This window comes from Halomonas sp. BN3-1 (genome assembly GCF_003056325.1).
GTDB classification, from domain to species: domain Bacteria; phylum Pseudomonadota; class Gammaproteobacteria; order Pseudomonadales; family Halomonadaceae; genus Halomonas; species Halomonas litopenaei.
Genome location: NZ_PYVV01000018.1, coordinates 1 through 22,119 on the forward strand (window position 1 = coordinate 1; position 22,119 = coordinate 22,119).

15 protein-coding genes are annotated in these 22,119 nt (G+C 65.4%); 7 read left to right on the forward strand and 8 right to left on the reverse strand.

The window, feature by feature from the left end:
- Window positions 1-612: 612 nt before the first annotated feature.
- The 5 genes from C9F12_RS19905 to C9F12_RS19925 form a co-directional block, all read right to left on the reverse strand.
- The gene (locus C9F12_RS19905; RefSeq protein WP_108449984.1) at window positions 613-3,528 is read right to left on the reverse strand and encodes an FAD-binding and (Fe-S)-binding domain-containing protein; all 2,916 of its coding nucleotides are present in this window, start codon (window positions 3,526-3,528) and stop codon (window positions 613-615) included.
- A gap of 85 nt (window positions 3,529-3,613) precedes the next feature.
- Window positions 3,614-5,677 carry a hypothetical protein gene (locus C9F12_RS19910; protein WP_108449985.1) on the reverse strand — a complete coding sequence of 688 codons (2,064 nt, stop codon included), beginning with the start codon at window positions 5,675-5,677 and terminating at the stop codon, window positions 3,614-3,616.
- A gap of 141 nt (window positions 5,678-5,818) precedes the next feature.
- Window positions 5,819-6,475 carry a lactate utilization protein C gene (locus C9F12_RS19915; RefSeq protein ID WP_108449986.1) on the reverse strand — a complete coding sequence of 219 codons (657 nt, stop codon included), beginning with the start codon at window positions 6,473-6,475 and terminating at the stop codon, window positions 5,819-5,821.
- A complete protein-coding gene (locus C9F12_RS19920) occupies window positions 6,472-7,902 on the reverse strand; it encodes a LutB/LldF family L-lactate oxidation iron-sulfur protein (protein ID WP_108449987.1) in 1,431 nt (476 codons plus the stop codon). Before C9F12_RS19920 ends, C9F12_RS19915 begins: the two co-directional genes overlap by 4 nt.
- The gene (locus C9F12_RS19925; protein ID WP_045992224.1) at window positions 7,899-8,654 is read right to left on the reverse strand and encodes a (Fe-S)-binding protein; all 756 of its coding nucleotides are present in this window, start codon (window positions 8,652-8,654) and stop codon (window positions 7,899-7,901) included. Before C9F12_RS19925 ends, C9F12_RS19920 begins: the two co-directional genes overlap by 4 nt.
- 428 nt (window positions 8,655-9,082) lie before the next feature.
- Here C9F12_RS19925 and C9F12_RS19930 point away from each other — a divergent pair, with 428 nt between their 5' ends.
- From C9F12_RS19930 to C9F12_RS19940, 3 genes are read left to right on the forward strand one after another with little or no spacing between them, the layout of a single operon-like run.
- A complete protein-coding gene (locus C9F12_RS19930) occupies window positions 9,083-9,859 on the forward strand; it encodes a GntR family transcriptional regulator (RefSeq protein ID WP_045992225.1) in 777 nt (258 codons plus the stop codon).
- Between the two features lie 3 nt (window positions 9,860-9,862).
- The gene (locus tag C9F12_RS19935; protein ID WP_108449988.1) at window positions 9,863-11,758 is read left to right on the forward strand and encodes an ATP-binding protein; all 1,896 of its coding nucleotides are present in this window, start codon (window positions 9,863-9,865) and stop codon (window positions 11,756-11,758) included.
- Complete coding sequence (locus C9F12_RS19940; protein WP_045992227.1) at window positions 11,755-13,143, forward strand: sigma-54 dependent transcriptional regulator; 1,389 nt, start codon at window positions 11,755-11,757, stop codon at window positions 13,141-13,143. The genes C9F12_RS19935 and C9F12_RS19940 overlap by 4 nt, the downstream gene beginning before the upstream one ends.
- Here C9F12_RS19940 and C9F12_RS19945 read toward each other — a convergent pair.
- The 3 genes from C9F12_RS19945 to C9F12_RS19955 all read right to left on the reverse strand — a co-directional run bounded on the left by C9F12_RS19945 (window position 13,107) and on the right by C9F12_RS19955 (window position 15,912).
- Entirely contained in the window at window positions 13,107-13,790 is a 684-nt protein-coding gene (locus C9F12_RS19945) for a metal-dependent hydrolase (RefSeq protein WP_045992228.1), read from the reverse strand. The genes C9F12_RS19940 and C9F12_RS19945 overlap by 37 nt on opposite strands.
- A gap of 152 nt (window positions 13,791-13,942) precedes the next feature.
- On the reverse strand, window positions 13,943-14,530 hold the full coding sequence (locus C9F12_RS19950; RefSeq protein WP_108449989.1) for a gamma carbonic anhydrase family protein: 588 nt from the start codon (window positions 14,528-14,530) through the stop codon (window positions 13,943-13,945).
- Window positions 14,531-14,571: 41 nt separating this feature from the next.
- The gene (locus tag C9F12_RS19955; RefSeq protein WP_045992230.1) at window positions 14,572-15,912 is read right to left on the reverse strand and encodes a sodium-dependent transporter; all 1,341 of its coding nucleotides are present in this window, start codon (window positions 15,910-15,912) and stop codon (window positions 14,572-14,574) included.
- 111 nt (window positions 15,913-16,023) lie between these two features.
- Between C9F12_RS19955 and prlC the strand changes: the two genes are divergently transcribed.
- From prlC to C9F12_RS19975, 4 genes are all read left to right on the forward strand, one after another.
- Complete coding sequence (prlC, locus tag C9F12_RS19960; protein WP_108449990.1) at window positions 16,024-18,072, forward strand: oligopeptidase A; 2,049 nt, start codon at window positions 16,024-16,026, stop codon at window positions 18,070-18,072.
- A gap of 60 nt (window positions 18,073-18,132) precedes the next feature.
- Window positions 18,133-18,381, forward strand: coding sequence for a YheV family putative zinc ribbon protein (locus C9F12_RS19965; protein WP_108449991.1), 249 nt, complete (start codon window positions 18,133-18,135; stop codon window positions 18,379-18,381).
- Window positions 18,382-18,658: 277 nt separating this feature from the next.
- Complete coding sequence (locus C9F12_RS19970) at window positions 18,659-19,651, forward strand: TAXI family TRAP transporter solute-binding subunit (RefSeq protein WP_045992233.1); 993 nt, start codon at window positions 18,659-18,661, stop codon at window positions 19,649-19,651.
- A 73-nt stretch (window positions 19,652-19,724) separates the two neighbouring features.
- The gene (locus C9F12_RS19975; protein ID WP_108449992.1) at window positions 19,725-21,911 is read left to right on the forward strand and encodes a TRAP transporter permease; all 2,187 of its coding nucleotides are present in this window, start codon (window positions 19,725-19,727) and stop codon (window positions 21,909-21,911) included.
- Window positions 21,912-22,119 lie beyond the last annotated feature (208 nt).

The following is a 22,119-nucleotide window of genomic DNA, read 5'->3' on the forward strand; positions in this document are numbered from 1 at the left end:
ACTTGGCTCAAGGTTCAAACGTCTCGTTTGACGAGTCGCTTGCCTTGATATTTCAGTGACAGTGTCACTGACTCATCGGCAAGCGCCCACATGAATTACCTGATCAAATTATTAAAGAGCGTGCTCTGGGCTCTATAGAGAGCTTAAAGAGCTGCTCTTGCGGCACCCGGCCGGAAGAGCGTCTCGCTTTGCAGCGCCTGCTGGCGCAGCGCCCTGCGAGGAAGGCGTATTCTACAGAATCGAAGCGTTTCGTCAAGGCTTTCTTTTTTTCGCCGTGCAAGCGACGCCTGCAGGACCCAAGAGAAAGCGAAGCGAGCCTGACGCGCATCCTGCGATACCGTCTTGACAACTCCGATCGAGTGGCGAGCATTTTACCGATTTCTCGCTGCCCGTCAAGTGGAGAATTTTTTCGAAGACTTGAAAAAGCCTTTTCAAAACAATCACTTTACCACCCTTCACCGCCTGTGACGTTTGCTCGTCGCCGGCAGCGGATGCGTACTTTACGCATCCCCTCCGCCCTTGGCAATACCCTTATGCAAAAAAGTTCATCGAGCTGTCTTCGGGGCGTCATCGACAGCGGTTCAGGCTTCAGTCACGATCTGGAGCAGGGCCTTACAGCGAGACGGTGCGCTCTTCCGATACGCCCCCTTGAGCAGTCGGCTGACTCGCGCGGTCCAGCAACTCCAGTATGGAGTGATAGGTAAGGCCGGAGTGCTGGGTCATTCCCATCTCGCAGGTTCTCGAATTGGAGACACCAAAGTCACAGCCCGCCACCTGCCCCGACAGATCGCGCAGCGATGAAGCCGTCAGTTCCGGTACGCGCAAGCCCTTGTCGCCGGCAAATCCGCAGCAACTGATACCATCCGGCACCACCACCTCCCTGGCACACGCACGCGCCAGCTCCACGAAGGAGTCGGTCAGCCCCTTGCGATGGCTGGAGCAGGTCACGTGCACCGCCACCTTGCAGTCCAGCGGCGTCACCTCCAGGCGCGGCAACAGGTGGTCATGGGCGAAGGCCACCGGCTCCTGCACCTTCAAGCGCTCATCCAGATGCCCCTCGACCTGCAAGCTGCAAGGACTGGTATCGAACAGCACCGGGAAACGACCGTTCTGGCTCGCGACCAGCAACTCCCGGTTGAGTTCGCGCGCCTTGTGCGTCGCCTCGTTATCCATCCCTTTGGAGGAAAACGCCATCCCGCAACACAGGTGGCCTGGCATTTCGGGAATGATGACGTCATACCCGGCTCTGTCGAGCAGACTCAGTACGATCTCCATCACCGCACGCGCCGAGTCGTCCCGCTTGTCGGCGCCAAACACCCGAGTGGCGCAGGAAGGGAAGTACACCACCGAATCGCGCGGCCCCTCGGGGGACGATGCGCCCGCCGATGGCCGCGACGACTTGAGCACCCGAATCGGGGCGGCGGCAGGTATCGCCGGTATCCACTGTGGGACACGCTTGCCGCTGGCCTTGTGAACACCCTGACTGGCTCGGGCCATCAAAGCGTCGCCGATGATCCCACGCCCCAGGCTGGCCGCACGCAGGCCGCCCCGGGCAATCTTGGTAGCCCCGGAGAAGTGACGCCCGATTCGCCTTGCCAATTCCTGCTTGCCGACATGACGTTCCTGGCGCATGGCGAGCACCATCTCGCCGGTATTGATACCGACCGGGCAGCGCGTCCCGCACATGCCATCGGCGGCGCAGGTGACATCGATATCGTAAAGCGCACTCTGCTCGAAGGCATCGCGACGCTCTCGCTCTTCATCGCTCAACTCATCCAGGGCTGCCAGGCGAACTCGCTCGCGGGTCAGCACGATGCGCTGGCGAGGCGTCAGCGTCAGCTCGCGTGAAGGACACACGGCTTCGCAGAAGCCACACTCGATGCAGCGATCGACGATGGGGTCGGCCTCGGGCAATGGCTTCAGATTTTCGAGGTGCAGCGTCGGGTTGCGCGTCAGCATCACATCGGGGTTGAGCAGATGGCCCGGATCGAACAACGCCTTGATCTGCCACATCAGAGCATAGGCCTCTTCGCCCCACTCCAGCTCCACAAAGGGTGCCATATTGCGGCCGGTGCCGTGCTCGGCCTTGAGCGAGCCACCGAAGTCCACGGCTACCAACTGGGCGACATCTGCCATCAGCGCCTGGTAGCGCTCCTTCTCCCCCGGACGCTCAAAGCCCTGAGGGAAGACGAAATGCAGATTGCCTTCCAGGGCGTGACCAAACAGCAGGGCGTCGTCGTAGCCATGGCGCTTGAACGCCTCGGTCAGGGCGGCGACACCCTCCTCCAGCCGTTCGATGGGAAAGGCCACGTCCTCGATCACCACGGTAGTTCCAAGATCACGCACAGCACCGACGGCGGGGAACAGTCCCTTGCGTACCTTCCAGTAGAGCGCGTAGCTGACCGGGTCTTCGGTGAAGGCGATGGGCTCGAGGGTGGTGATGCCTTCCAGCGCCTGGCCGACCTCCTCGATACGCGCCTCCAGCCGAGGCCCATCCTCCTCGCGGACATCCACCAGCAATGCCGTGGCGCCGTCCGGTAGCTCACGCAGCTGCTCCGGCATGCCCGGCTGCCGCTCCACCGAACGCAGCCCCGCACGATCCATCAGTTCCACCGCCGCCACGCCGGTGCCACGCAAGGCGATGGTGGCACGGCAGGCGCTGCCGAGATCCGGGAAGAAGATCAGGGCGGCGGCCTTGCGTGGCGGCTCCGGCACCGACTGATAGGTAATCCGCGTGATACAGCCCAGGGTACCCTCGGAGCCGATCATCAGGTGGGCCAGGATGTCCACACCGTCACGGAAATCCACCAGGCTGTTGAGCGCGTAGCCGGTGGTGTTTTTCAGGCGATACTTGTGGCGAATGCGCTTGGCCAGCTCGAGATCGGTGCGCACATTGGTCGACAGTCGCTCCAGCCCATCGAGCAGGGCCGCATGGCTTTGACGAAAGGCTGCCACGCTGTCGGCATCGGCGGTATCCAGTACCGTGCCATCGAGCAGCACCATGCGCAGGCTGTCCAGGGTCCGATAAGTATTCTGGGCGGTGCCACAGCACATGCCCGATGCATTGTTGGCGGCGATGCCGCCGATCATGCAACTGGCGATGGACGCCGGGTCCGGCCCGATCTTGCGCCCAAAGGGCGCCAGCAGCTCGTTGGCCCTGGCGCCGATAACGCCTGGCTGCAGGTCAATTCTGGCACCGTCATCGAGCACACGAGCATCGCGCCAGCCACGTCCCAGCTGAATCAGCACCCCATCGGTGATGGCCTGACCGGACAGCGAGGTACCTGCGGCGCGAAAGGTCATCGGCCAGTTGCCCTCGCGGCAGGCGCCAATGACTTCGACAAGCTCCTGTTCGGTCTCCGGCCTCACCACCAGGCTCGGCACCAGCCGATAGAAGCTGGCATCGGTACCGTAGGCCAGCCGGCGCAGCGGATCCTGGACCAATCGCTCGGTGGACAGGCGTTCGGTCAGCATCGCCGTCAACTCGTCGATGGAAATGCTGGGCTTGGTGGTGGTGATGGCCGTCATGGTGCGCTCCCTGTCTGATTATTCGCTATTGCAGCCGTTCAGATACTAAAACGCCACTCCGAAGAGTGGCGTTTGGCGCTAGGGGTTAGCCCCTGACGTCGATCTGGACGATGCCGCCGCCCCCGCCATAGCCGCTGACGGTAACGTCATAGACACCTGGCTCCAGACGGGTTTCGATCAGCGACCCGAGTTGGGTACTGCCACCGTCGTCGTCCTGGAAGAACACGCCCTCACCCTCGAGCTCCAACAGCGTATCCACGGCGTCGGACTGAGTCTCGATGCTGATGACGCCAGCCTCTTCGACCACCAGCTGGTAGTTGAGCCTGCCGCTGGCATCGAGCTGACCGTAGAGGGTCTCGCCGGTGCGAATCTCACCCTCGGAGCGCAGTTCGCCGCTGAAGGGCGTCTGCGACAGGCTCAGCGAGTAGGTGCCGGAGCCACTGAAGCTCCGCGCATCGACACTGTAGGTACCAGCCTCGAGGATCGCGCTGATACGCGAATTGGTACGCGAGCCACCATCGTCATCGCTGGTGTCAATTCCTTCGCCGCGCAGGCCGAGCATGGCGTCGAAGGCGCTGGAGTTCATCTCCAGGGTCACCTCTGCGGCATCTTCCAGGGTGAAGCTGTATTGATTGACACCGCTGGCCCCCACCATGCCGCGCACCGTCTCTCCCTGCTGCAGCTCACCGCTGTTGCGCATTTCGCCATCGAAGGCAGTGACGTCGGTCTCCAGCCGGAACATGCCGGAAGCGACACCCGAGTAGCTCGCCACCTCGATGCGATAGCTACCGGGCTCGAGCACCTCGCTCAGCCGCGAATTGGTACCACCGCCGCCGTCATCGTCGCTGAGCGACACACCGTTGCCCTCAAGATAGAGCTGGGTGTCGAAGGCAGAGGACGACAGTGCAATCGTCACCTCGGAGGGCTGCTCGATGTCCAGTGTGTAGGCATTGGGTTGAAACCCGCCGGCCATGCCCTGCACAGACTCACCTGGCTCGATGGCCCCTTCGTTCTTCAACTCGCCGTCGAAGGGCGAGGTCGAAAGCTCCAGCGAATAGCCGCCGGACTCGCCCCCGTAGCCGCTGACCACCACCCGGTAGTCGCCCGGCATCAGCACGCTGTCGAGATGAGAGTCGGTACCGCTGCCCGAATCATCGACCTCGATATTGGTCTGGCCGCCGCGTACCCGCAGCACGGTGTCGAAATCGCTGGAGGCGAGCGCCAGATTGACGCTGGTGGGCTCGTCGATCTTGAGGCTGTAGGTGTTGCTGGAGGAGGCGTCGGCCAGGGTACCGGTGATGCTGTCACCGGCGCGCAGTGGTCCGGCATTACGCTCGCCGCTGGAAAGATCGGCTTGCTGCATCGACAGACGATAGCCGTCACCGACGCTGACGAAGTCATCCTGGCATTCCACGTCCACGCGTTCCTTGACCGGCTGACCAGGCGTCACACGCACCTCATAGTCACCAGGATCGAGGAACGCCTTCAGGGTCTGCTGGTCATCACCGCAGCGCGCGGCCTTATGCTCGACACCATTGCCACTGAGCACCAGCGATGCGTCAGACGCACCGGCAAGCACCAGAGAGACCTGGCGAGCCTGCTCGAGCGAGAAGCTGTAGCTCGCCGCCTCGCCTCCCAGCGCCCCGACGACGTCCTGGTCGTCGCCCAGCGTCTCGGATGCCTGGGCCTCACTCGGCTTCAGCGAGTAGGGGCCAAAGCCTGCCATGTCGTCGCTGCTGACGACCACCAGCGAGCACCCCTCGGCGGAAGACAGCAACAGCGATGCCGGCGCCTCCTGGGTGCTGCTCGCACCTCCCTGCCACTTGCCGTCTTCGGAATACACCGAGAGGCTGGCGGCAAAGGGTGAATCGAGCCGGTACAGCACACCAGATTCGGCCTCGCCGCAGACCCAGCGACGGTCGTGGCGCGAGCCATCCTTGAGGTTGATCCCGCTTTGCGAGGTCAATTCGCCCTCAATCGCTTCGCCCAGCGCAACATCCGGCGCCTCGACAAACCGCCCGCCCTGGCTACCGCCGTCGTCCTGGCATCCGCTCAGCAAGACCGCCATGGACACCCCGCTGATCACCAGCAACGGGGAAATGGCCTTGCAAAGTGGGCGTTTCGACCCCGGACACTGCTGCTTGGACATGCCTGCCTCCATCAGTTGAATTTCGCTTCCTGCGCCGACAACAGAACATCGTCGGGAACGCACACTATAGCCAACTTGCATGACGCGCGTCAGGACGCAAACCACTCCGATGTCGCAGGTGTCGCACGCGAGCACGGTGAATCAGGCGTCGCGCAGGATGACCACCAGTTCTCTTGGACCGTGTACGCCGTAAGCCAGCGTCTGCTCGATATCCGAGGTCTTGCTCGGCCCCGAGATCAGCAGCGCATTGGTCGGCATGGCGCTCGCCCAGCCTTGCCCGGTGACGACATCGAAGAAGGTGTCTTCGACGCTGTCGGCATCGAGCACGGCGATATGCAAAGGCGGCACCAGGCTCAGCAGACGCGGTTCATCCGGGGTCGGCCACAGCCACAGACTGCCGGTCTCGGCGATGGCGCCACGGGTGGACGTAAGGCCAGCCTCGACGCCGTCGAACAGCTCACGCTTCCAGCCCTCGATGTCACGGTCGGCGTCGACCAGCTCGACCTCATGATCCGCCAGGGCCTCACGGGCCTGCTGCGCTACCGGATGCTCCCGGCCCAGCGCCAGGCGCTTGACGCCTTTGTCCGCCAGCACCCTGGCGAGGGTCTCGGTCCAGCCGGCAGAGTCACAGTGAATCACCTCGCCATGCACCGAGGAGATCCAGTGCTCGAAGCGCTCGAGTCGTTCGTGGCGCGACCACTGGCGCCCGGTGACCACGCCGAAGTCGCTGTCGGGGGCCGACAGCGGTCCGCCCTGGCGATCGCGCAGGCGACCCAGAATGTTGTCTCTGGCACTCATTCGCCCTTCTCCTTGCGATGACGCTTGATCAGCGTGTGAAGTGACGTCTTGGCCGGCTTCGGGGCGCTGCGGTACTGCGTCCAGGGCCCCAGGTGGGACGGCGCCAGCGCACGGAAGCTGCCGGCGACCAGGGTAGCGCCTCGCCAGGCTCCGGGATGGGTAGCCAGCCACTGCCAGCTCTTCCATGCGGCGACCTCCTTGCGCGAGCGCTTGACCCCGGCACCGGGCACATTGCCGACGCCGTCGCCCACGGCCTCACGCCGCAGACGCACCAGCAGGTCCGGAATCGGGATCTTGACCGGGCACACCTCACCACAGGCGCCGCACAGGCTCGACGCCGACGGTAGATCCTTGGTCGCTTCAAGCCCCATGAGGTGCGGCATCAGGATGGCGCCGATCGGCCCCGGGTAGGTGGTGCCGTAGGTGTGACCGCCGACCCGGGTGTACACCGGGCAGTGGTTCATGCAAGCGCCGCAACGGATGCAGCGCAGGGTGTCGAGCAGTTCATCGTCCTGGTAGACCCGCGAGCGACCGCTGTCGACCAGCACCAGATGCACCTCTTCGGGACCGTCGTGTTCGTCGGCCTTGCGTGGCGAGCTGATCATGTTGAAGTAGGTGGTCACGTGCTGGCCGGTGGCAGAGCGCGTCAGCAGGGCGTAGAGCGGCGGCACGTCGGCCAGGTGCTCGACCACCTTCTCGATGCCGGTCACGGCGATGTGCACCGGCGGCGCGGTGGTGGTCAGGCGCCCGTTGCCCTCGTTCTCCACCAGGCACAGGGTACCGGTCTCGGCCACCGCGAAATTGACCCCGGACACCCCGACATCCGCCGTCATGAAACGCTCGCGCAGCTGGGCCCTGGCCGCTGCGGTCATCGCGTCCACGTCGGTGGTGCGCTCGGTCCCGGTGCGCTCGTGCATGATGTCGGAGATTTCGCCAGTATTGAGGTGAATCGCCGGCATGATGATATGAGACGGCGTCTGCTCGTTGAGCTGCACCAGGTACTCGCCCAGATCCGACTCCAGGGCATCGATGCCAGCCTTCTCCAGGTGGGCGTTCAGGTGCATTTCCTCGGACACCATGGACTTGCCCTTGATCACCGAGGACGCACCATGACGCTGACAGATCTCGGTGATCAGCTCGCAGGCCTGCTCGCCATTCTCGGCCCAGTGCACGCGGATGCCATTGGCCTCGCAGTTGGCCTCGAGCTGCTCCAGCAGGTCGGGCAGCTTCGACAGCGCACGTAGCCGGATATTGGCCCCCAGCTCACGCAGGGTCTCCAGGTCCCAGTCGTCGAAGGCCTTGCGCCGCTTGCCCATCAGGCCGTCCATCGCCTTGCGGAAGTTGGCACGGATCTGCGGATTCTCCAGCGCCTCGTGGGCCTGACGATGGAACGCCTGGGGGGTAAAGGTCTGAACAGGCTGGCTCATGAGGTCCTCCGCCACAGATAGGAAGCGATGTGCTCGCCTTCGAGCGTGCTGTCGCGGTGGGCCAGACGCCCGGCGATGTTCATCAGACAGCCACAGTCGGAGGTCACGAAACGCTCGGCGCCGGCGGCTTCGATGGCACGACTCTTGTCTTCGACCATGGCACCGGACACCTCCGGATGGCGCACCGCAAAGGTCCCGCCGAATCCACAGCATTCGCTGGCCCGCTCCTGCTCCACCAGCTCGACCTGGCCGAGCTTGGCCAGCAGCGCGGGGCCGGTCTCGGCGAGGCCCATTTCGCGACGGGCGCTGCACGAGGTATGCATGGCGACCTTCTCCGGCGCGCCTCGATCCTCAAGCGTCAGGTGGCAGACGTGCACCAGGAATTCGGTCAGTTCGAACACCCGATCGGCGACCTCCCTGGCCCTTGCCTCCTCGGGGGTGCCGGCAAACAGCGAGGGATAGTGGGTACGCATCATGCCGCCGCAGGAGCCGGACGGCACGATGATCGGCCAGGGCTCGGGGAACAGATCGAGCTGGGCCCTGGCCACCGCCCTGGCCTCGGTGTGATAGCCCGAGGTGTAGGCAGGCTGGCCGCAGCAGGTCTGGTCGTCGGGGAAGATCACCTCGATCCCTTCACGCTCGAGCAGCCGAACGGCATCGAGGCCAGCCTCGGGATAGAGCATGTCGATCAGACAGGTTCCGAACAGGTAGACCTTGTCGGGGCGAGGGGGATAAAGCTTGACGGCGGTCATCGCGGGGTCCTCAGGGTCAGGCACGGCAGGACGTTGTCGTTGTTCCCGGTATCAATAGCGGCACAACAGAGGCGAGCAGGCTACCGCTGCACGCCTCGTCTGCACCGCCGGAACCGAGGCCCCCGGAGCATCATCGGTCTTGCCAACGACCGCCAGGGATAGAGTTGGAGTAAATTGGTAAAACCAATTGACAACGCCGAATCTAGGCACAGTAGGTTCGCTCTTCCAGAGTGTCAAACCAGACGCCGATTTTTGCTCGGACTTTGCGCTATACTTTGGTCTATGTCTCGACGACCGTGAACGTAACAGGTTGATAATCTGGGAAGAACGAGGATCAGGACAGGCAACAGGACAACCCCGTTTATTGGTAATACCAATTAGTTGTCGTTACACTGGCGGCCTCGTTCCCACGTCGATGATAAACCGCCATGGCCTACCAGCCCGTGCGCCAGCCTCGCCTGGCCGATGTGATCACCGAGCGCCTCGAGGCGCTGATTCTGGAAGGCAGCCTGACCCCCGGCCAGCGCCTGCCCCCCGAACGCGAACTGGCCGAGCGCTTCGGTGTCTCGCGCCCGTCGTTGCGCGAAGCGATCCAGAAACTGGCCGCCCGCGGCCTGCTGGTCAGCCGCCAGGGCGGTGGCACCTATATCACCGAGGCCCTCAACAGCGGCTACAGCGACCCGCTGCTGGAGATGCTGTCTCGCCACGGCGAGTTCCACCTGGACCTGCTCGAATTCCGTGACGCCATGGAAGGCCTGTCAGCCTACTATGCGGCGCTGCGCTCGACACCCACCGACAGGGCGCTGTTGATTCAGCGCTTCGAAGAGCTCGAGACGTCCTTTCTCGGCGAGGACCCCCAGGGTGAGGCCAAGGCCGACGCCGCCTTCCACCTGGCGATCGCCGAGTCCGCCCACAACGTCCTTCTGCTGCACACCATTCGCGGCATCTTCCACCTGCTGGAACGCAGCATCGTCGACAATCTCGCCCATCTGTTCGAGAAGCCGGAGGCACGCCCCCGCCTGATGCAGCAGCACCGGGCACTGCTCGACGCCATCCTCGAGGGGCGCGCCGAAGACGCCCAGGCGCTGGCCCACGAACACCTGGTCTACGTCGAAGAGGGTCTACTCGAGATGGAGCGCGCCGAGACCCGCTCGCAGCGAGCGCTGCGGCGTGCCCAGGTCATGCCGCCGCGCCGGTCGCGCTAGTCGATGCGACGCTGGTCACGCTGGCTGAATCGCCGCACCCTGGCGCTGGCGCTGGCGCTGGGTCTCGCCCTGGTGCTGTGGCAGAGCGCCACCCTGGCCCGCGAGCAGGCGCTGGCCTCGCTCAAGCGTGATGCCGATACCGAACTCAGGCTTTCCGCCACTGGCCTGACCGGTTACCTGTCACGCCACGAATACCTGCCGGAACTGCTTGCCACCCGGGAAACCGTCAAGCGATACCTGAGCGCCCCGGACGGCCAGGACGTGATGCCGCTCAACCGACTGCTCAACCGTTTCCGGAGTACCACCGGCGTCTCCGACATCTACCTGCTCGACGCCGAGGGCACCACCCTGGCGGCCAGCAACTGGCACCGCCCCGACAACTTCATCGGCCAGAACTATCGTTTTCGCCCCTACTACCAGGACGCCATCGCCGGGCACTACGGCCGCTTCCACGGCCTCGGCGTGGTATCGATGGATCGCGGCTACTACTTCTCGGCACCGGTCTGGCTCGACGAGGTCAATCCCGACGCCACCCCGGCCGGGGTGATGGTGGTCAAGGTCCGCGTCGATACGCTGGAGGCGAGCTGGCAGAGTCCGGGGACCAGCCTGCTGGTGGTGGATCAGAACGGTATCGTGTTCATGGCCAGCCAACCCGAGCTGCGCCTGACCTCTCTCACCCCGCTGGCGCCACCGCGCCTGGCCGAGCTGCGCGACTCGCGGCGTTACGCCGATGAAGCGCTGAAACCGAGCGGCCTCGAGGTCCTCGATCACCTCGCCAACGACGCCAGACTGGTGGGCTTCGACAGCGGCCCGCTGGCGTCCGGGCACTACCTTGGCGTCACTCGGGACTTTCCCACCCTGGGCTGGCAGATGCATATCCTCAAGCCCATGGCCCCGGTGATCGAGGCCCAGTGGCAGGCGATGCTGATGGGGGGTGGTCTATACGGCCTGCTGGCACTGGCCGGAGGCATCGGCTGGCAGCGCCACCGACTGCGCCGGGAGCGCGAAGCCTTCGCCGAGCGTGAGCGCACCACCCTGGCGCAAGCCCGCGACGAACTCGAGCGCAACGTGGCCAGCCGGACCCGCGACCTGCTCGCCACCAATCGCCGGCTATCCGACGAAATCGAGGAGCGCCGGCGCACCGAGGCGACTCTGCGCCAGACCCGTGACGAGCTGACCCAGGCCGCCAAGCTGGCGGTGCTCGGCCAGCTCGCCGCCGGCATCAACCACGAGCTCAATCAGCCACTGGCGGCCATCCGCGCCTACGCCGAGAACGCCCGGGGCTTTCTCGCCCGACAGCGCCACGACACCGTCGACGCCAACCTCGGCGAGATCATCGAACTCACCGGCCGCATGGCCGAGATCAGCGCCCAGCTACGCCAGTTCTCGCGCAAGAGCGGTGAGCCGCCAAGCCCGGTGTCGACCCGCGCCTGCCTCGACTACGCCCTGCGCCTGTTCAAGGCACGCCTCGGCGAGCAACAGGTCGAGGTGGTGTTCGACACCCCGGAGGAAGCGCCCTGGGTACTGGCCGACCTGGTCAGACTCGAGCAGGTGCTGGTCAACCTGATCGGCAATGCGCTCCAGGCCATGGCACAGACGCCGTCGCCACGCCTGATACTGGGCGTGGCCGCCGCCGATGGCCGCGTCAGGCTATGGGTCGACGACAACGGCCCCGGCGTCCCCGAGGACCAGCGCCGCCAGGTGTTCGAGCCCTTCTACACCACCAAGGCCCCCGGCGCCGGACTGGGGCTCGGGCTTTCCATCTCCGCACGGATCATCGATGATCTCGGCGGCCGCCTCCAGGCCGGTGTCTCGCCTCTGGGCGGAGCACGCTTTACCATCGAGCTGCCCCAGGCCGAGCACGTCCTCCCGCCCCACGATGAGAGCCACGCCACATGACCGACGAAGCCCCCGTGATGATCATCGACGACGAAGAGCACCTGAGGGTCACCCTGGGCCAGACGCTGGAACTGGCAGGCTATCGACCGCTGCCCTTTCCCAGCGCCGAACAGGCCTTGGCCACCCTGGACCGGGACTTCAGCGGGGTGGTGATCAGCGATATCCGCATGCCCGGCATGGACGGCATGAGCCTGCTCAGAGAGATTCGTCAGCGCGACCCGGACCTGCCGGTGGTACTGATTACCGGTCATGGCGATGTATCCACAGCGGTGGAGGCCATGCGGGAAGGCGCCTGGGACTTTCTCGAGAAGCCGTTTCCCGGTGAACGCCTGGGCGAGGTCGTGCGGCGAGGCGTGGAGAAGCGTCGACTGAGCCTGGAAAACCGCTTCCTCAAGGCCGAGCTCGAGGCCCAGCAGACCGCGCCAGGCCCACGTCTGGTAGGGCGCACCCCGGCGATCAAGCGGCTGTCGTCGATGGTCCAGCGCATCAGTCAGGTCGAGGCCGACGTGCTGCTGTTCGGCGAGACCGGCGCCGGCAAGGACCTGGTGGCCCGCGCGATCCACGAGCGCAGCGCCCGCGGCGGCAAGCCCTTCGTCGCCATCAACTGCGGTGCGGTGCCCGAGAGCACCATCGAATCCGAGCTGTTCGGCCACGAGAAAGGCGCCTTTACCGGCGCGGTGGAGCGGCGCATCGGCAAGTTCGAGCATGCCGCCGGCGGCACCGTCTTCCTCGACGAGATCGAATCCATGCCGCTGGCGCTGCAGGTCAAGCTACTGCGGGTACTGCAGGAGCGCCAGGTCGAGCGCCTGGGCAGCAATACCCCGGTGACACTCGACATTCGGGTGATCGCCGCCACCAAGATCGACCTCAAGACGGCCGCCGAGGCCGGCGAGTTCCGCGAGGACCTGTACTACCGCCTCAACGTGGTGACCCTGATGATTCCGCCGCTGCGCGAGCGCCGCGAGGACATCCCGCTGCTGTTTCACCACTTCGCCGCGGTGGCCGCCAGCCGCAGCGGCATGGAAGCGCCGCCGCTGGATGCGGCCGGCGTCACCGCGCTGCTGGCCCACGACTGGCCCGGCAACGCCCGTGAACTACGCAACCTGGCAGAGCGCTACGTGCTGCTCGGCAGCACCTGCGACTACCGCCTCGACGCCTTGATGGAAGGCGTCGGCAGCGACGGTGGCGAGCTGCCGCTGCCCCAGCAGGTGGAGCTGTTCGAGAAACAGCTGGTCAGCCAGTCGCTGGCCCGCCACCACGGCCGTATCAACGAGGTCTGCGAGCACCTGGGACTCCCGCGCAAGACCCTCTACGACAAGCTCAAGAAGCACGCCCTCAAGCCCGACGACTATCGCCAGCGCCCCGACACCAGCGCCACGCCCTGATCGACCAGCCCCTGCAGCGCGTCCCAGGACGGTAGCCAGGGCGCCAGACTCAGGGTCACGCACAGCATCGCCAGAGAGTTGCCGGGATCGCCCCAGTCAAACGGTTTGAAGGCGGTACCGAAAGAACGTTTCAGTCGCGCCCCGTTCAGATCCACGCTGTAGAGCTCATCGAGCAACAGATGGATGGCGAAGCCAAAGGTCAGGGCGCCGCCGTGGGCCCAGGCCATGGCGTCCGGTGGTGCGAACAGATGGTGGCTGAGCGCCGCGGTCGCCAGGCCGCACATGGCCGCGGCCAGAAGCGAGTGCCAAAGCCCCCGGTGGACGGTGAAGCGGGCAAAGATCGCGCCGGCCACATAGCGCACCGCCAGATAGATGGCGCCGCACACCAACAGCAAGGTGCCGTCGGAGAACCGCTCCTGCAGCATCACCGCGCCAGCCACCACCGCCGGCACCGCCATCAGATTGAAGATCAGCCGGATCGCCTTGGAGCTGTCGGAGTCGATATCGGGGAGGATGCCGCCCAGGGTCGTCAGCGCCAGCATCGGCAGGCTGTCGAGCGCCGACCACAGCCCCGCCTGCCAGCCGCCATGGGCCAGCACCGCGCCGCCGGCGGCGGCCACGCTGAGGTGGGTGCGGAAGTTGGCCATGCCGGGCGGACTCCTCGAAAAGGCATATACTGGATAAATGACCAGATTATCGCCCGGCAGTTCAATAGAAACAATTGGTTGGAAACATACTGGATAAAAAAACACGGACCTGCGCGGGCAGATCCGTGTTCTTCACCACTGCGGCTCTGTCGTCAGCCCTGGGCCGAGACCAGGTACTGATCCTTGAGCTTGACGTAGTTGCCTGCGGTGTAGGGGAAGAAGGCGCGCTCAGAATCCTTCAGCGGGCGCAGCGCCTTGGCCGGGTTGCCGGCGTAGACGTGGCCGCTTTCCAGGCGCTTGCCGGGGGGCACCACCGCACCGGCGGCGATGATCACCTCGTCCTCGACCACTGCCCCGTCCATGACGATGGCGCCCATGCCCACCAGGATCCGGTTGCCCAGGGTGCAGCCATGCAGCACCGCCTTGTGGCCGATGGTGACTTCATCGCCGATGGTCAGCGGCCAGCCGCCTTGATTGAAGTCGCTGGCGTGGGTGATGTGCAGCACGCTGCCGTCCTGCACGCTGGTGCGCGAGCCGATGCGAATCCGGTGCATGTCTCCGCGAATCACCGCCATCGGCCACACCGAACAGTCGTCGCCCAGCTCCACGTCACCCAATACCATGCACTGGGGGTCGATATAGACCCGCGCGCCCAGCCTGGGGCTTACACCCTGCCAGGAACGGATCACCGGATACCCCGGCGTACCATCGTGCGCTTCCGTTGCCACCCTGTCTGCCATCGCTGTCTCTCCTGAAGGTTGTGCGCCGGTCGGTCGCGGCACTACAGCAGACCGCTGAACAGCACCACCAGTACCAGCGGAATCGACACCCAGCGTACCACGGCGCGCCACACGCGAAAGCCATTGGGCCCCGCATCCAGCGCCCGCAGCGCTTCCTGCTCAGGCATCACCCAGGCGGCAAAGATGGCGATCAACAGACCGCCTAGCGGCAGGAAGATCTCCGGCGGAATGGTGCTGACCACGCCGAAGAAGTTCATCTCCCCGATCAGGTGGACGTCGCTCAGACTCGAGAACGACAGCACGCACAACAGCCCCACCAGCCATACGCACAGGCCCACCGCCAGGGCGGCCATGCGCCGCGACAGCCCCCAGCCCACCAGGGTCGAGACCATCGGTTCGGCCAGGTTGATCGATGAAGTCCAGGTCGCCAGCAGCAGCAGCAGGAAGAAAAGTCCCAGCCAGAAGGGACCACCGGGCAGCTCGGCGAAGGCCACCGGCAGGGTCACGAATACCAGTCCTGGACCCTCCCCCGGATCCATGCCCTGGGTGAACACCACCGAGAAGATCGCAATACCGGCCAGCAGCGCCACCAGCACATCAAGCACCGCCACCGCGCCGGCGGCGCCAGGCAGGCTCTGGTGGTCGGGCATATAGGCGCCGTAGGCCATCAGCGCGCAGGCCCCCACCGCCAGGGTGAAGAAGGCATGTCCCATGGCGTGCACCAGCACCATCGGCGTCAGCGCCGAGAAATCCGGGGTGAACAGCCAGGCCATGGCCGGACCGAAGCCGTCCATGGTCACGGCGTGGCCGGCCAGCACGATCAGCAGCAGGTAGAGCGCCGGCATCAGCAGGTTATTGAGGCGCTCCAAGCCCTTGGCCACGCCGGCGGCGACCACCACCATGGTCATCACCAGAAACAGCGTATGGTTGAGCGTCATCCGCAGCGGGTCAGCCAGGAAGGCGTCGAAGCCTGCGCCGATTTGCGGCGCACTCTGGCCTGCGAAGCCTCCGCTGAAGGCCTTGACCATAAAGTCGATGGACCAGCCGGACACCACCGAGTAAAACGACAGGATACAGAACACCGTGAAGGCGCCGAACAGCCCCAGCCACTTCCAGTGGCTCGAGGTGCCGCGCTGACGCGCAAGCTCAGCGAGCGACTGCATCGGGCTGCGCCGACCGGCCCGGCCGATCATGATCTCTGCCATCATCACCGGCAGGCCCAGCACCACCACGAAGCCTACATAGAGCAGCAGGAAGGCGGCGCCCCCGTTCTCCCCGGTGATGTAGGGGAAGCGCCAGATGTTGCCAAGACCGACGGCGGCCCCGGTCACGGCCAGGATAAAGGCGCGGCGCGAACTCCAGCGTTCCAGCGTTTGGTTCATGGTCTTTCGGTGTCCAGATCGAGAAAAACGAAGGCCGCAAGACTAGCACATTGAAACCGCCGGCAGTCGCCCGCATTTACTGAACCATTGTCGAATTCCCGAGAGGTGCCCATGTCCCGCAATCCGCTGCTAGAACGCCACACCCTGCCGCCCTTCGGCGAGATTCGCCCGGAGCACGTCGCCCCTGCGGTGGACGCGCTGCTCGAGGAGCTGCGCGAAGGCGTCGAGAAGCTGGTGGCCGAAGCCGAGCGCGACACCCCCAGCTGGGACAGCCTGGCGGCGCCGCTGGAAGAGATGAGCGACCGCCTGGCCCAGGCCTGGTCGCCGGTATCGCACCTCAACTCGACCATGAGCACACCGGAGCTGCGCGAGGCCCACGACGGCTGCCTCGAGAAGCTCTCCGCCTACAGCACCTGGATCGGCCAGCACGAAGGCCTGTTCCGCGCCTGGCAGGCGCTCAAGGACAGCCCGGCCTTCGCCGAGCTCGACGAGGCTCGCCAGCGTTCGGTGGACAACGCCCTGCGTGACTTCCGCCTGGCTGGCGTCGACCTGCCAGCAGACAAGAAACAGCGCTCGGCGGAAATCCGCACGCGCCTGTCGAGTCTGTCGAGCACCTTCTCCAACCAGCTGCTGGACGCGACCCAGGCCTGGGCGCTGGAACTCGACGACGACCACCGTCTGGCCGGCCTGCCCCAGAGCGCCCTGGACACCCTGGCGGCCAACGCCGAGGCCAAGGGCAACAAGGGCTATCGCATCACCCTGGACTTCCCCAGCTTCTTCCCGGTGCTGAGCTACGCCGAAGACCGCGAGCTGCGCCGTGAGGTCTACACCGCCTTCGTCACCCGGGCCTCCGAGAAAGGCCCCAACGCAGGCGAGTACGACAACGCCCCGATCATGGAAGAGACCCTGGCGCTGCGCCGCGAGATGGCCGAGCTGCTGGGCTTCTCCAGCTACGCCGACTACTCGCTGGCGACCAAGATGGCCGACAGCCCCAGCGAGGTCATCGGCTTCCTCGACGACCTGGCCAGACGGGCCCTGCCCCAGGGCCAACAGGAATTCAGCGAGCTCGAGGCCTTTGCCCGTGACGAGCTGGGGCTCGAGGAACTCGCCCCCTGGGATGTGGGCTACGCCAGCGAGAAACTGCGCGAGGCCCGCTACGCCATCTCCCAGGAGCAGCTACGCCCCTACTTCCCCGCGCCCAAGGCGGTCGCCGGGCTGTTCAGCGTGGTCGAGCGCCTCTACGGCGTGCAGGTCGAGCAGGATCCCGACGCCCCCAGTTACCACGAGGACGTCAGCTTCTACCGGGTGCTCGAGAACGGGCAGCCCATCGCCGGCTTCTATCTCGATCTCTACGCCCGGGAAGGCAAGCGCGGCGGCGCCTGGATGGACGAGTGCCGGGTGCGTCGTCGTCATGGCGTCGAGCTGCAGCTGCCGGTGGCCTACCTGACCTGCAACTTCACCCGCCCGGTGGGCGACAAGCCGGCGCTGTTGACCCACGACGAGGTCACCACCCTGTTCCACGAGTTCGGCCACGGCCTGCACCATATGCTCACCCGCCAGGAGGTGGCCGACGTCTCGGGCATCAACGGGGTGGCCTGGGACGCGGTGGAGCTGCCGAGCCAGTTCATGGAGAACTTCTGCTGGGAGCGTGAAGGGCTGGATCTGATCTCCGGCCACGTCGACACCGGCGAGCCGCTGCCCGACGAGCTGTTCGACAAGCTCACCGCGGCCAAGAACTTCCAGTCCGCCATGGGCATGCTGCGCCAGGTCGAGCTGTCGCTGTTCGACTTCCGCCTGCATCTGGAGCCAGCAGCGCCGTCTGCCGCCGACATCCAGGCGCTGCTGGACGATGTCCGCGCCAAGGTCTCGGTGGTACCGCGGGTCGAATTCAACCGCTTCCAGAACAGCTTCGGCCACATCTTCGCCGGTGGCTATGCGGCGGGCTACTACAGCTACAAGTGGGCCGAGGTGCTGTCCGCCGACGCCTGGAGCGCCTTCGAGGAGGCCGGCACCTTCGACGCCGAGACCGGCGCTCGCTTCCGCCGCGAGATCCTCGAGCAGGGCGGTGCCAGGGATGCCGCCGAACTGTTCAAGGCCTTCCGCGGCCGCGAGCCGAGCATCGAACCGCTGCTGCGCCACAGCGGCATCCGCGCCGCCTGACCATCCGTCTCGTCGACGCCCCCGCCGACAGCGGGGGCGTTGCCATTTGTGGAGACCGACATGACCGTCAAGAAACGCTTTATCGCCGGCGTCGTCTGCCCCCGCTGCGCCGCCATGGACCGTATCCGCGCCTGGGAGCAGAATGGCGTGCGCTACCGTGAGTGCGTCAGCTGCGACTTCTTCGAACAGCTGCCGATCGAGGACGACGTGGTCGAAGAGCTCGCCACACGGGTCAACCGGGAGTCCGAAGCCCCCGCCACTGAAGAGATCCAGCCGGTTCGCATTCTCGACCCCGGCAAACGCCACTGATTCAGCACGCGACGCTTTTACGCTCAAGGGTGTGCGGATATCCGCACACTCTAATTCGGCAAACGTGCGAAACTTCGGACAAAGGCCTTGTCGACATTTTCGACCAATGTCTAAAGCCTCTTTAATAACCAACTGATTTACAGATAAATCCTTGGGTCGGGCACACCCCTTGCGATACCTCTTGCGTTGACCGACGTCCGGTCAGGCTCGGTCTTGGCGTCTAGGCTTGAGACCGCAGCACGATAACCACAACGTCCATCGCATTGGGAGACATTGCATGAGCACCTCTACCCGGCTCCTCACCGGCGTCCTCGCCACCACCTTCGCCGGCACCCTGCTGGTGTCCGCTGCCGCCCAGGCAGACCGTGAAGACTGGCCTGAAAGCTTCACCGTGGGCACCGCGAGCCAGGGCGGCACCTACTTCGTCTACGGCTCCGGCTGGGCCAACCTGGTCGCCGACCAGCTCGGTCTGTCCGGCGGCGGCGAAGTCACCGGTGGTCCGACCCAGAACCTGGCGCTGGTGCACGGCGGCGACGTGGCCTTCGGCCTGACCACCATGGGTCCCGCCTCCGACGCGGTGAACGGCAAGAGCCCGCTGGCCCCCGGCGTGAAGATGGACAACGTCTGCGCCATGTTCCCGATGTACGAGACCCCGTTCTCCATCACCGCCCTGTCCGACAGCGGCATCACCTCGATCTCCGAGATTCCCGACGGCGCTCGTATCGGCTTCGGCCCGGCAGCCTCCACCTCCGACACCTACTTCCCGGCCATCCTCGAAGAGCTGGGCGTCAACTTCGATCGCCGCAACGGTGGCTGGTCTGACCTCGGCGGGCAGCTGCAGGACGGCCTGCTCGACGTGATCGCCTTCGCCGCCGGCATTCCGATCCCCGCGGTCAGCCAGCTCGAGGTGCAGACCGACGTCAACATCGTCGAATTCACCGAGGAAGAGCAGCAGCAGGTCCTCGACAAGTTCCCGGTCTCGGCCTTCCAGATCCCGGCCAGCACCTACACCACCCTCGAGGAAGACGCCCGTGCGGTGTCCATGTGGAACTTCGCCATCGCCGGCTGTGACCTGCCCGAAGACTTCGTCTACGAAGTCACCAAGCTGACCATGGAAAACAACGACAAGATGCTCGACGTGCACCGCAGTGCCGCGACCACCATTCCCGAGAACATTCAGTACAACACCGTGCTGCCGTTCCACCCCGGCGCCGCGCGCTGGTACGAGGAAAACGGCTACGAGATCGATCCGTCCATGATCAAGCAGTAATCAGGATCACCCGCCCGCGGCCAGTCCGCGGGCGGGCACCCGGCCGGTCGTCCGTTTCTCAAGGTATCGTTCCATGACCCACACCCCAGATTCTCCCCGCGACGAGGATGCGGCCGACGCTTCGGTCGAACCCATCGTCGCCTCGGGCGTCGACGACGAAGCCGTCGAACCCAATCGCCGTGTCTTCCAGGGCGGCAAGTGGTGGCTGTTCGGCGTACTCGCCGTGGCCTACACCGTCTTTCACCTGGTCTCGCTCAATATCTACCCCATCGAGACCTGGTCGTTCCGCATCATCCATATCGCCGGCGCGCTGATCCTCGGGTTCGGCCTCTACACCGGCTCGCGCTTCGTCGAGGACGGTCAGGACGGTGCGCCGCGCTGGGCCAGCGTGATCGCCCTGGCGTTGCTGCTGCCCGCAGGCTACGCCCTGATCCAGGTGGTGCTGATGCAGCAGACCATGGCCGGCGGCGCCATGCGCATCGAGCCGGCCATCGAAAACTGGCACTACGGCGCGCCGCTGATCCTGGCCACCGTCGGTGCCATTGCGCTTTCCTGGTTTCCCCGTCAGGCCCGCCACCAGTTGCTGTTGGCCGACGTCGTGTTGATGGTCTGCGCCGCCGCCGTGGCCGGCTACCTGCTGGTGGTCTTCAACAGTCCGCTGCGCGCCTCCACCGGCACCTCCTTCGCGCCCATGGGCATCAGCTGGGCCGCCATCTCCGGCTCGCTGCTGATCCTCGAGCTGACCCGCCGCGTTGCCGGTCTGGCACTGGTGGTGATCTCCGCCATCTTCCTGACCTACGTCTTCATGGGCCCCTGGCTGCCGGGCTTCCTCGGCTATCCGGGACTGTCGCTGGGGCGCTTCTTCAGCCAGGTCTACACCGACGCCGGCATCCTCGGCCCGACCACGGCGGTGTCCTCCACCTATATCATCCTGTTCATCATCTTCGCGGCCTTCCTGCAGGCCTCCAAGGTCGGTGACTACTTCGTCAACTTCGCCTTCGCCGGCGCCGGTCGCGCCCGTGGCGGCCCCGCCAAGGTCTCGATCTTCGCCTCCGGCCTGATGGGCATGATCAACGGCACCAGCGCCGGTAACGTGGTGTCCACCGGCTCGCTCACCATCCCGCTGATGAAGAAGGTCGGCTATCCGGCCAGAAGCGCAGGCGCCATCGAGGCGGCCGCCTCCACCGGTGGCCAGATCATGCCGCCGATCATGGGTGCCGGCGCCTTCATCATGGCCGAGATCACCGGTATTCCTTATACCGAGATCGCGGTGGCCGCGCTGATCCCGGCGATCCTGTACTTCGCCTCGGTCTACTTCATGGTCGACTTCGAGGCGGCCCGCAAGGGCATGCGCGGCATGCGCAAGGAAGAGATTCCGCAGTTCTCCAAGCTGATCAAGCAGGTCTACCTGTTCGCCCCGATCATCATCCTGATCACAGCGCTGTTCATGGGCTACTCGGTGATCCGCGCCGGCACGCTGGCGACCGCCTCCGCCGCGGTGGTGAGCTGGCTGTCACCCCACAAGATGGGCATTCGTTCCATCCTGCGGGCCCTCAGCCTGGCCGGCACCATGTCGATCCAGATCATCGCGGTGTGTGCCTGCGCCGGCCTGATCGTCGGCGTCATCGCCCTGACCGGCGTCGGCGCGCGCTTCTCGTCGCTGCTGCTGGGCCTGGCCGGTGTCAGCCAGCTGCTGGCGCTGTTCTTCGCCATGTGCATCTCGATCCTCTTGGGCATGGGCATGCCCACCACCGCCGCCTACGCGGTAGCCGCCTCGGTGGTCGCCCCGGGCCTGATCGACATCGGCATCCAGCCGCTGGTGGCGCACTTCTTCGTGTTCTACTTCGCGGTGGTCTCGGCAATCACCCCGCCGGTGGCGCTGGCCTCCTACGCGGCGGCGGGTATCTCCGGCGACAACGCCATGGGCACCTCGGTGGCCTCGTTCAAGATCGGTCTGGCAGCCTTTATCGTGCCGTTCATGTTCTTCTACAGCCCGGCCATGCTGATGGAAGGCGACTGGCCCCAGATCCTGCGGGTCGGCACCACCGCCACCATCGGCATCATACTGCTGGCGGCCACCGTCCAGGCCTGGTTCTTCGGACCGGTGAAGGCCTGGCAACGGCTGGTGATGCTGATCGGCGCCCTGTGCCTGATCTACGGCGGCATCGTCACCGACCTGGCGGGGCTGGCCATCGCCATCGGCCTGTTCGTGATGCAGCGCGCCAGCGGAGGCGGCACCCGCAGCGCCACCGCAGGCTGAACCCTGGCCCCTTTTAACTCCGCACCTTGAGCCCCGCTCTCTGGCCCCGCCCCATGGCGGGGCTTTTTCGTGCCTGGGGCTCCCCCATGACGACGGCCGCCCGCCGTTGGCCTGCCCGAACCGCCAGGCGTTTTCGTTTTTCTACCCTCCCCCAGAACGACGACGGCCCCGCACAGGGCGGGGCCGACGTTCTTGTTGTTGTGGTCGC

Bases quoted from the DNA above. Each gene is read 5' to 3' on its own strand.
- C9F12_RS19905 (WP_108449984.1), bottom strand. From the start codon at position 3,528: ATGACGGCCATCACCACCACCAAGCCCAGCATTTCCATCGACGAGTTG.
- C9F12_RS19910 (WP_108449985.1), bottom strand. From the start codon at position 5,677: ATGTCCAAGCAGCAGTGTCCGGGGTCGAAACGCCCACTTTGCAAGGCC.
- C9F12_RS19915 (WP_108449986.1), bottom strand. From the start codon at position 6,475: ATGAGTGCCAGAGACAACATTCTGGGTCGCCTGCGCGATCGCCAGGGC.
- C9F12_RS19920 (WP_108449987.1), bottom strand. From the start codon at position 7,902: ATGAGCCAGCCTGTTCAGACCTTTACCCCCCAGGCGTTCCATCGTCAG.
- C9F12_RS19925 (WP_045992224.1), bottom strand. From the start codon at position 8,654: ATGACCGCCGTCAAGCTTTATCCCCCTCGCCCCGACAAGGTCTACCTG.
- C9F12_RS19930 (WP_045992225.1), top strand. From the start codon at position 9,083: ATGGCCTACCAGCCCGTGCGCCAGCCTCGCCTGGCCGATGTGATCACC.
- C9F12_RS19935 (WP_108449988.1), top strand. From the start codon at position 9,863: ATGCGACGCTGGTCACGCTGGCTGAATCGCCGCACCCTGGCGCTGGCG.
- C9F12_RS19940 (WP_045992227.1), top strand. From the start codon at position 11,755: ATGACCGACGAAGCCCCCGTGATGATCATCGACGACGAAGAGCACCTG.
- C9F12_RS19945 (WP_045992228.1), bottom strand. From the start codon at position 13,790: ATGGCCAACTTCCGCACCCACCTCAGCGTGGCCGCCGCCGGCGGCGCG.
- C9F12_RS19950 (WP_108449989.1), bottom strand. From the start codon at position 14,530: ATGGCAGACAGGGTGGCAACGGAAGCGCACGATGGTACGCCGGGGTAT.
- C9F12_RS19955 (WP_045992230.1), bottom strand. From the start codon at position 15,912: ATGAACCAAACGCTGGAACGCTGGAGTTCGCGCCGCGCCTTTATCCTG.
- prlC (WP_108449990.1), top strand. From the start codon at position 16,024: ATGTCCCGCAATCCGCTGCTAGAACGCCACACCCTGCCGCCCTTCGGC.
- C9F12_RS19965 (WP_108449991.1), top strand. From the start codon at position 18,133: ATGACCGTCAAGAAACGCTTTATCGCCGGCGTCGTCTGCCCCCGCTGC.
- C9F12_RS19970 (WP_045992233.1), top strand. From the start codon at position 18,659: ATGAGCACCTCTACCCGGCTCCTCACCGGCGTCCTCGCCACCACCTTC.
- C9F12_RS19975 (WP_108449992.1), top strand. From the start codon at position 19,725: ATGACCCACACCCCAGATTCTCCCCGCGACGAGGATGCGGCCGACGCT.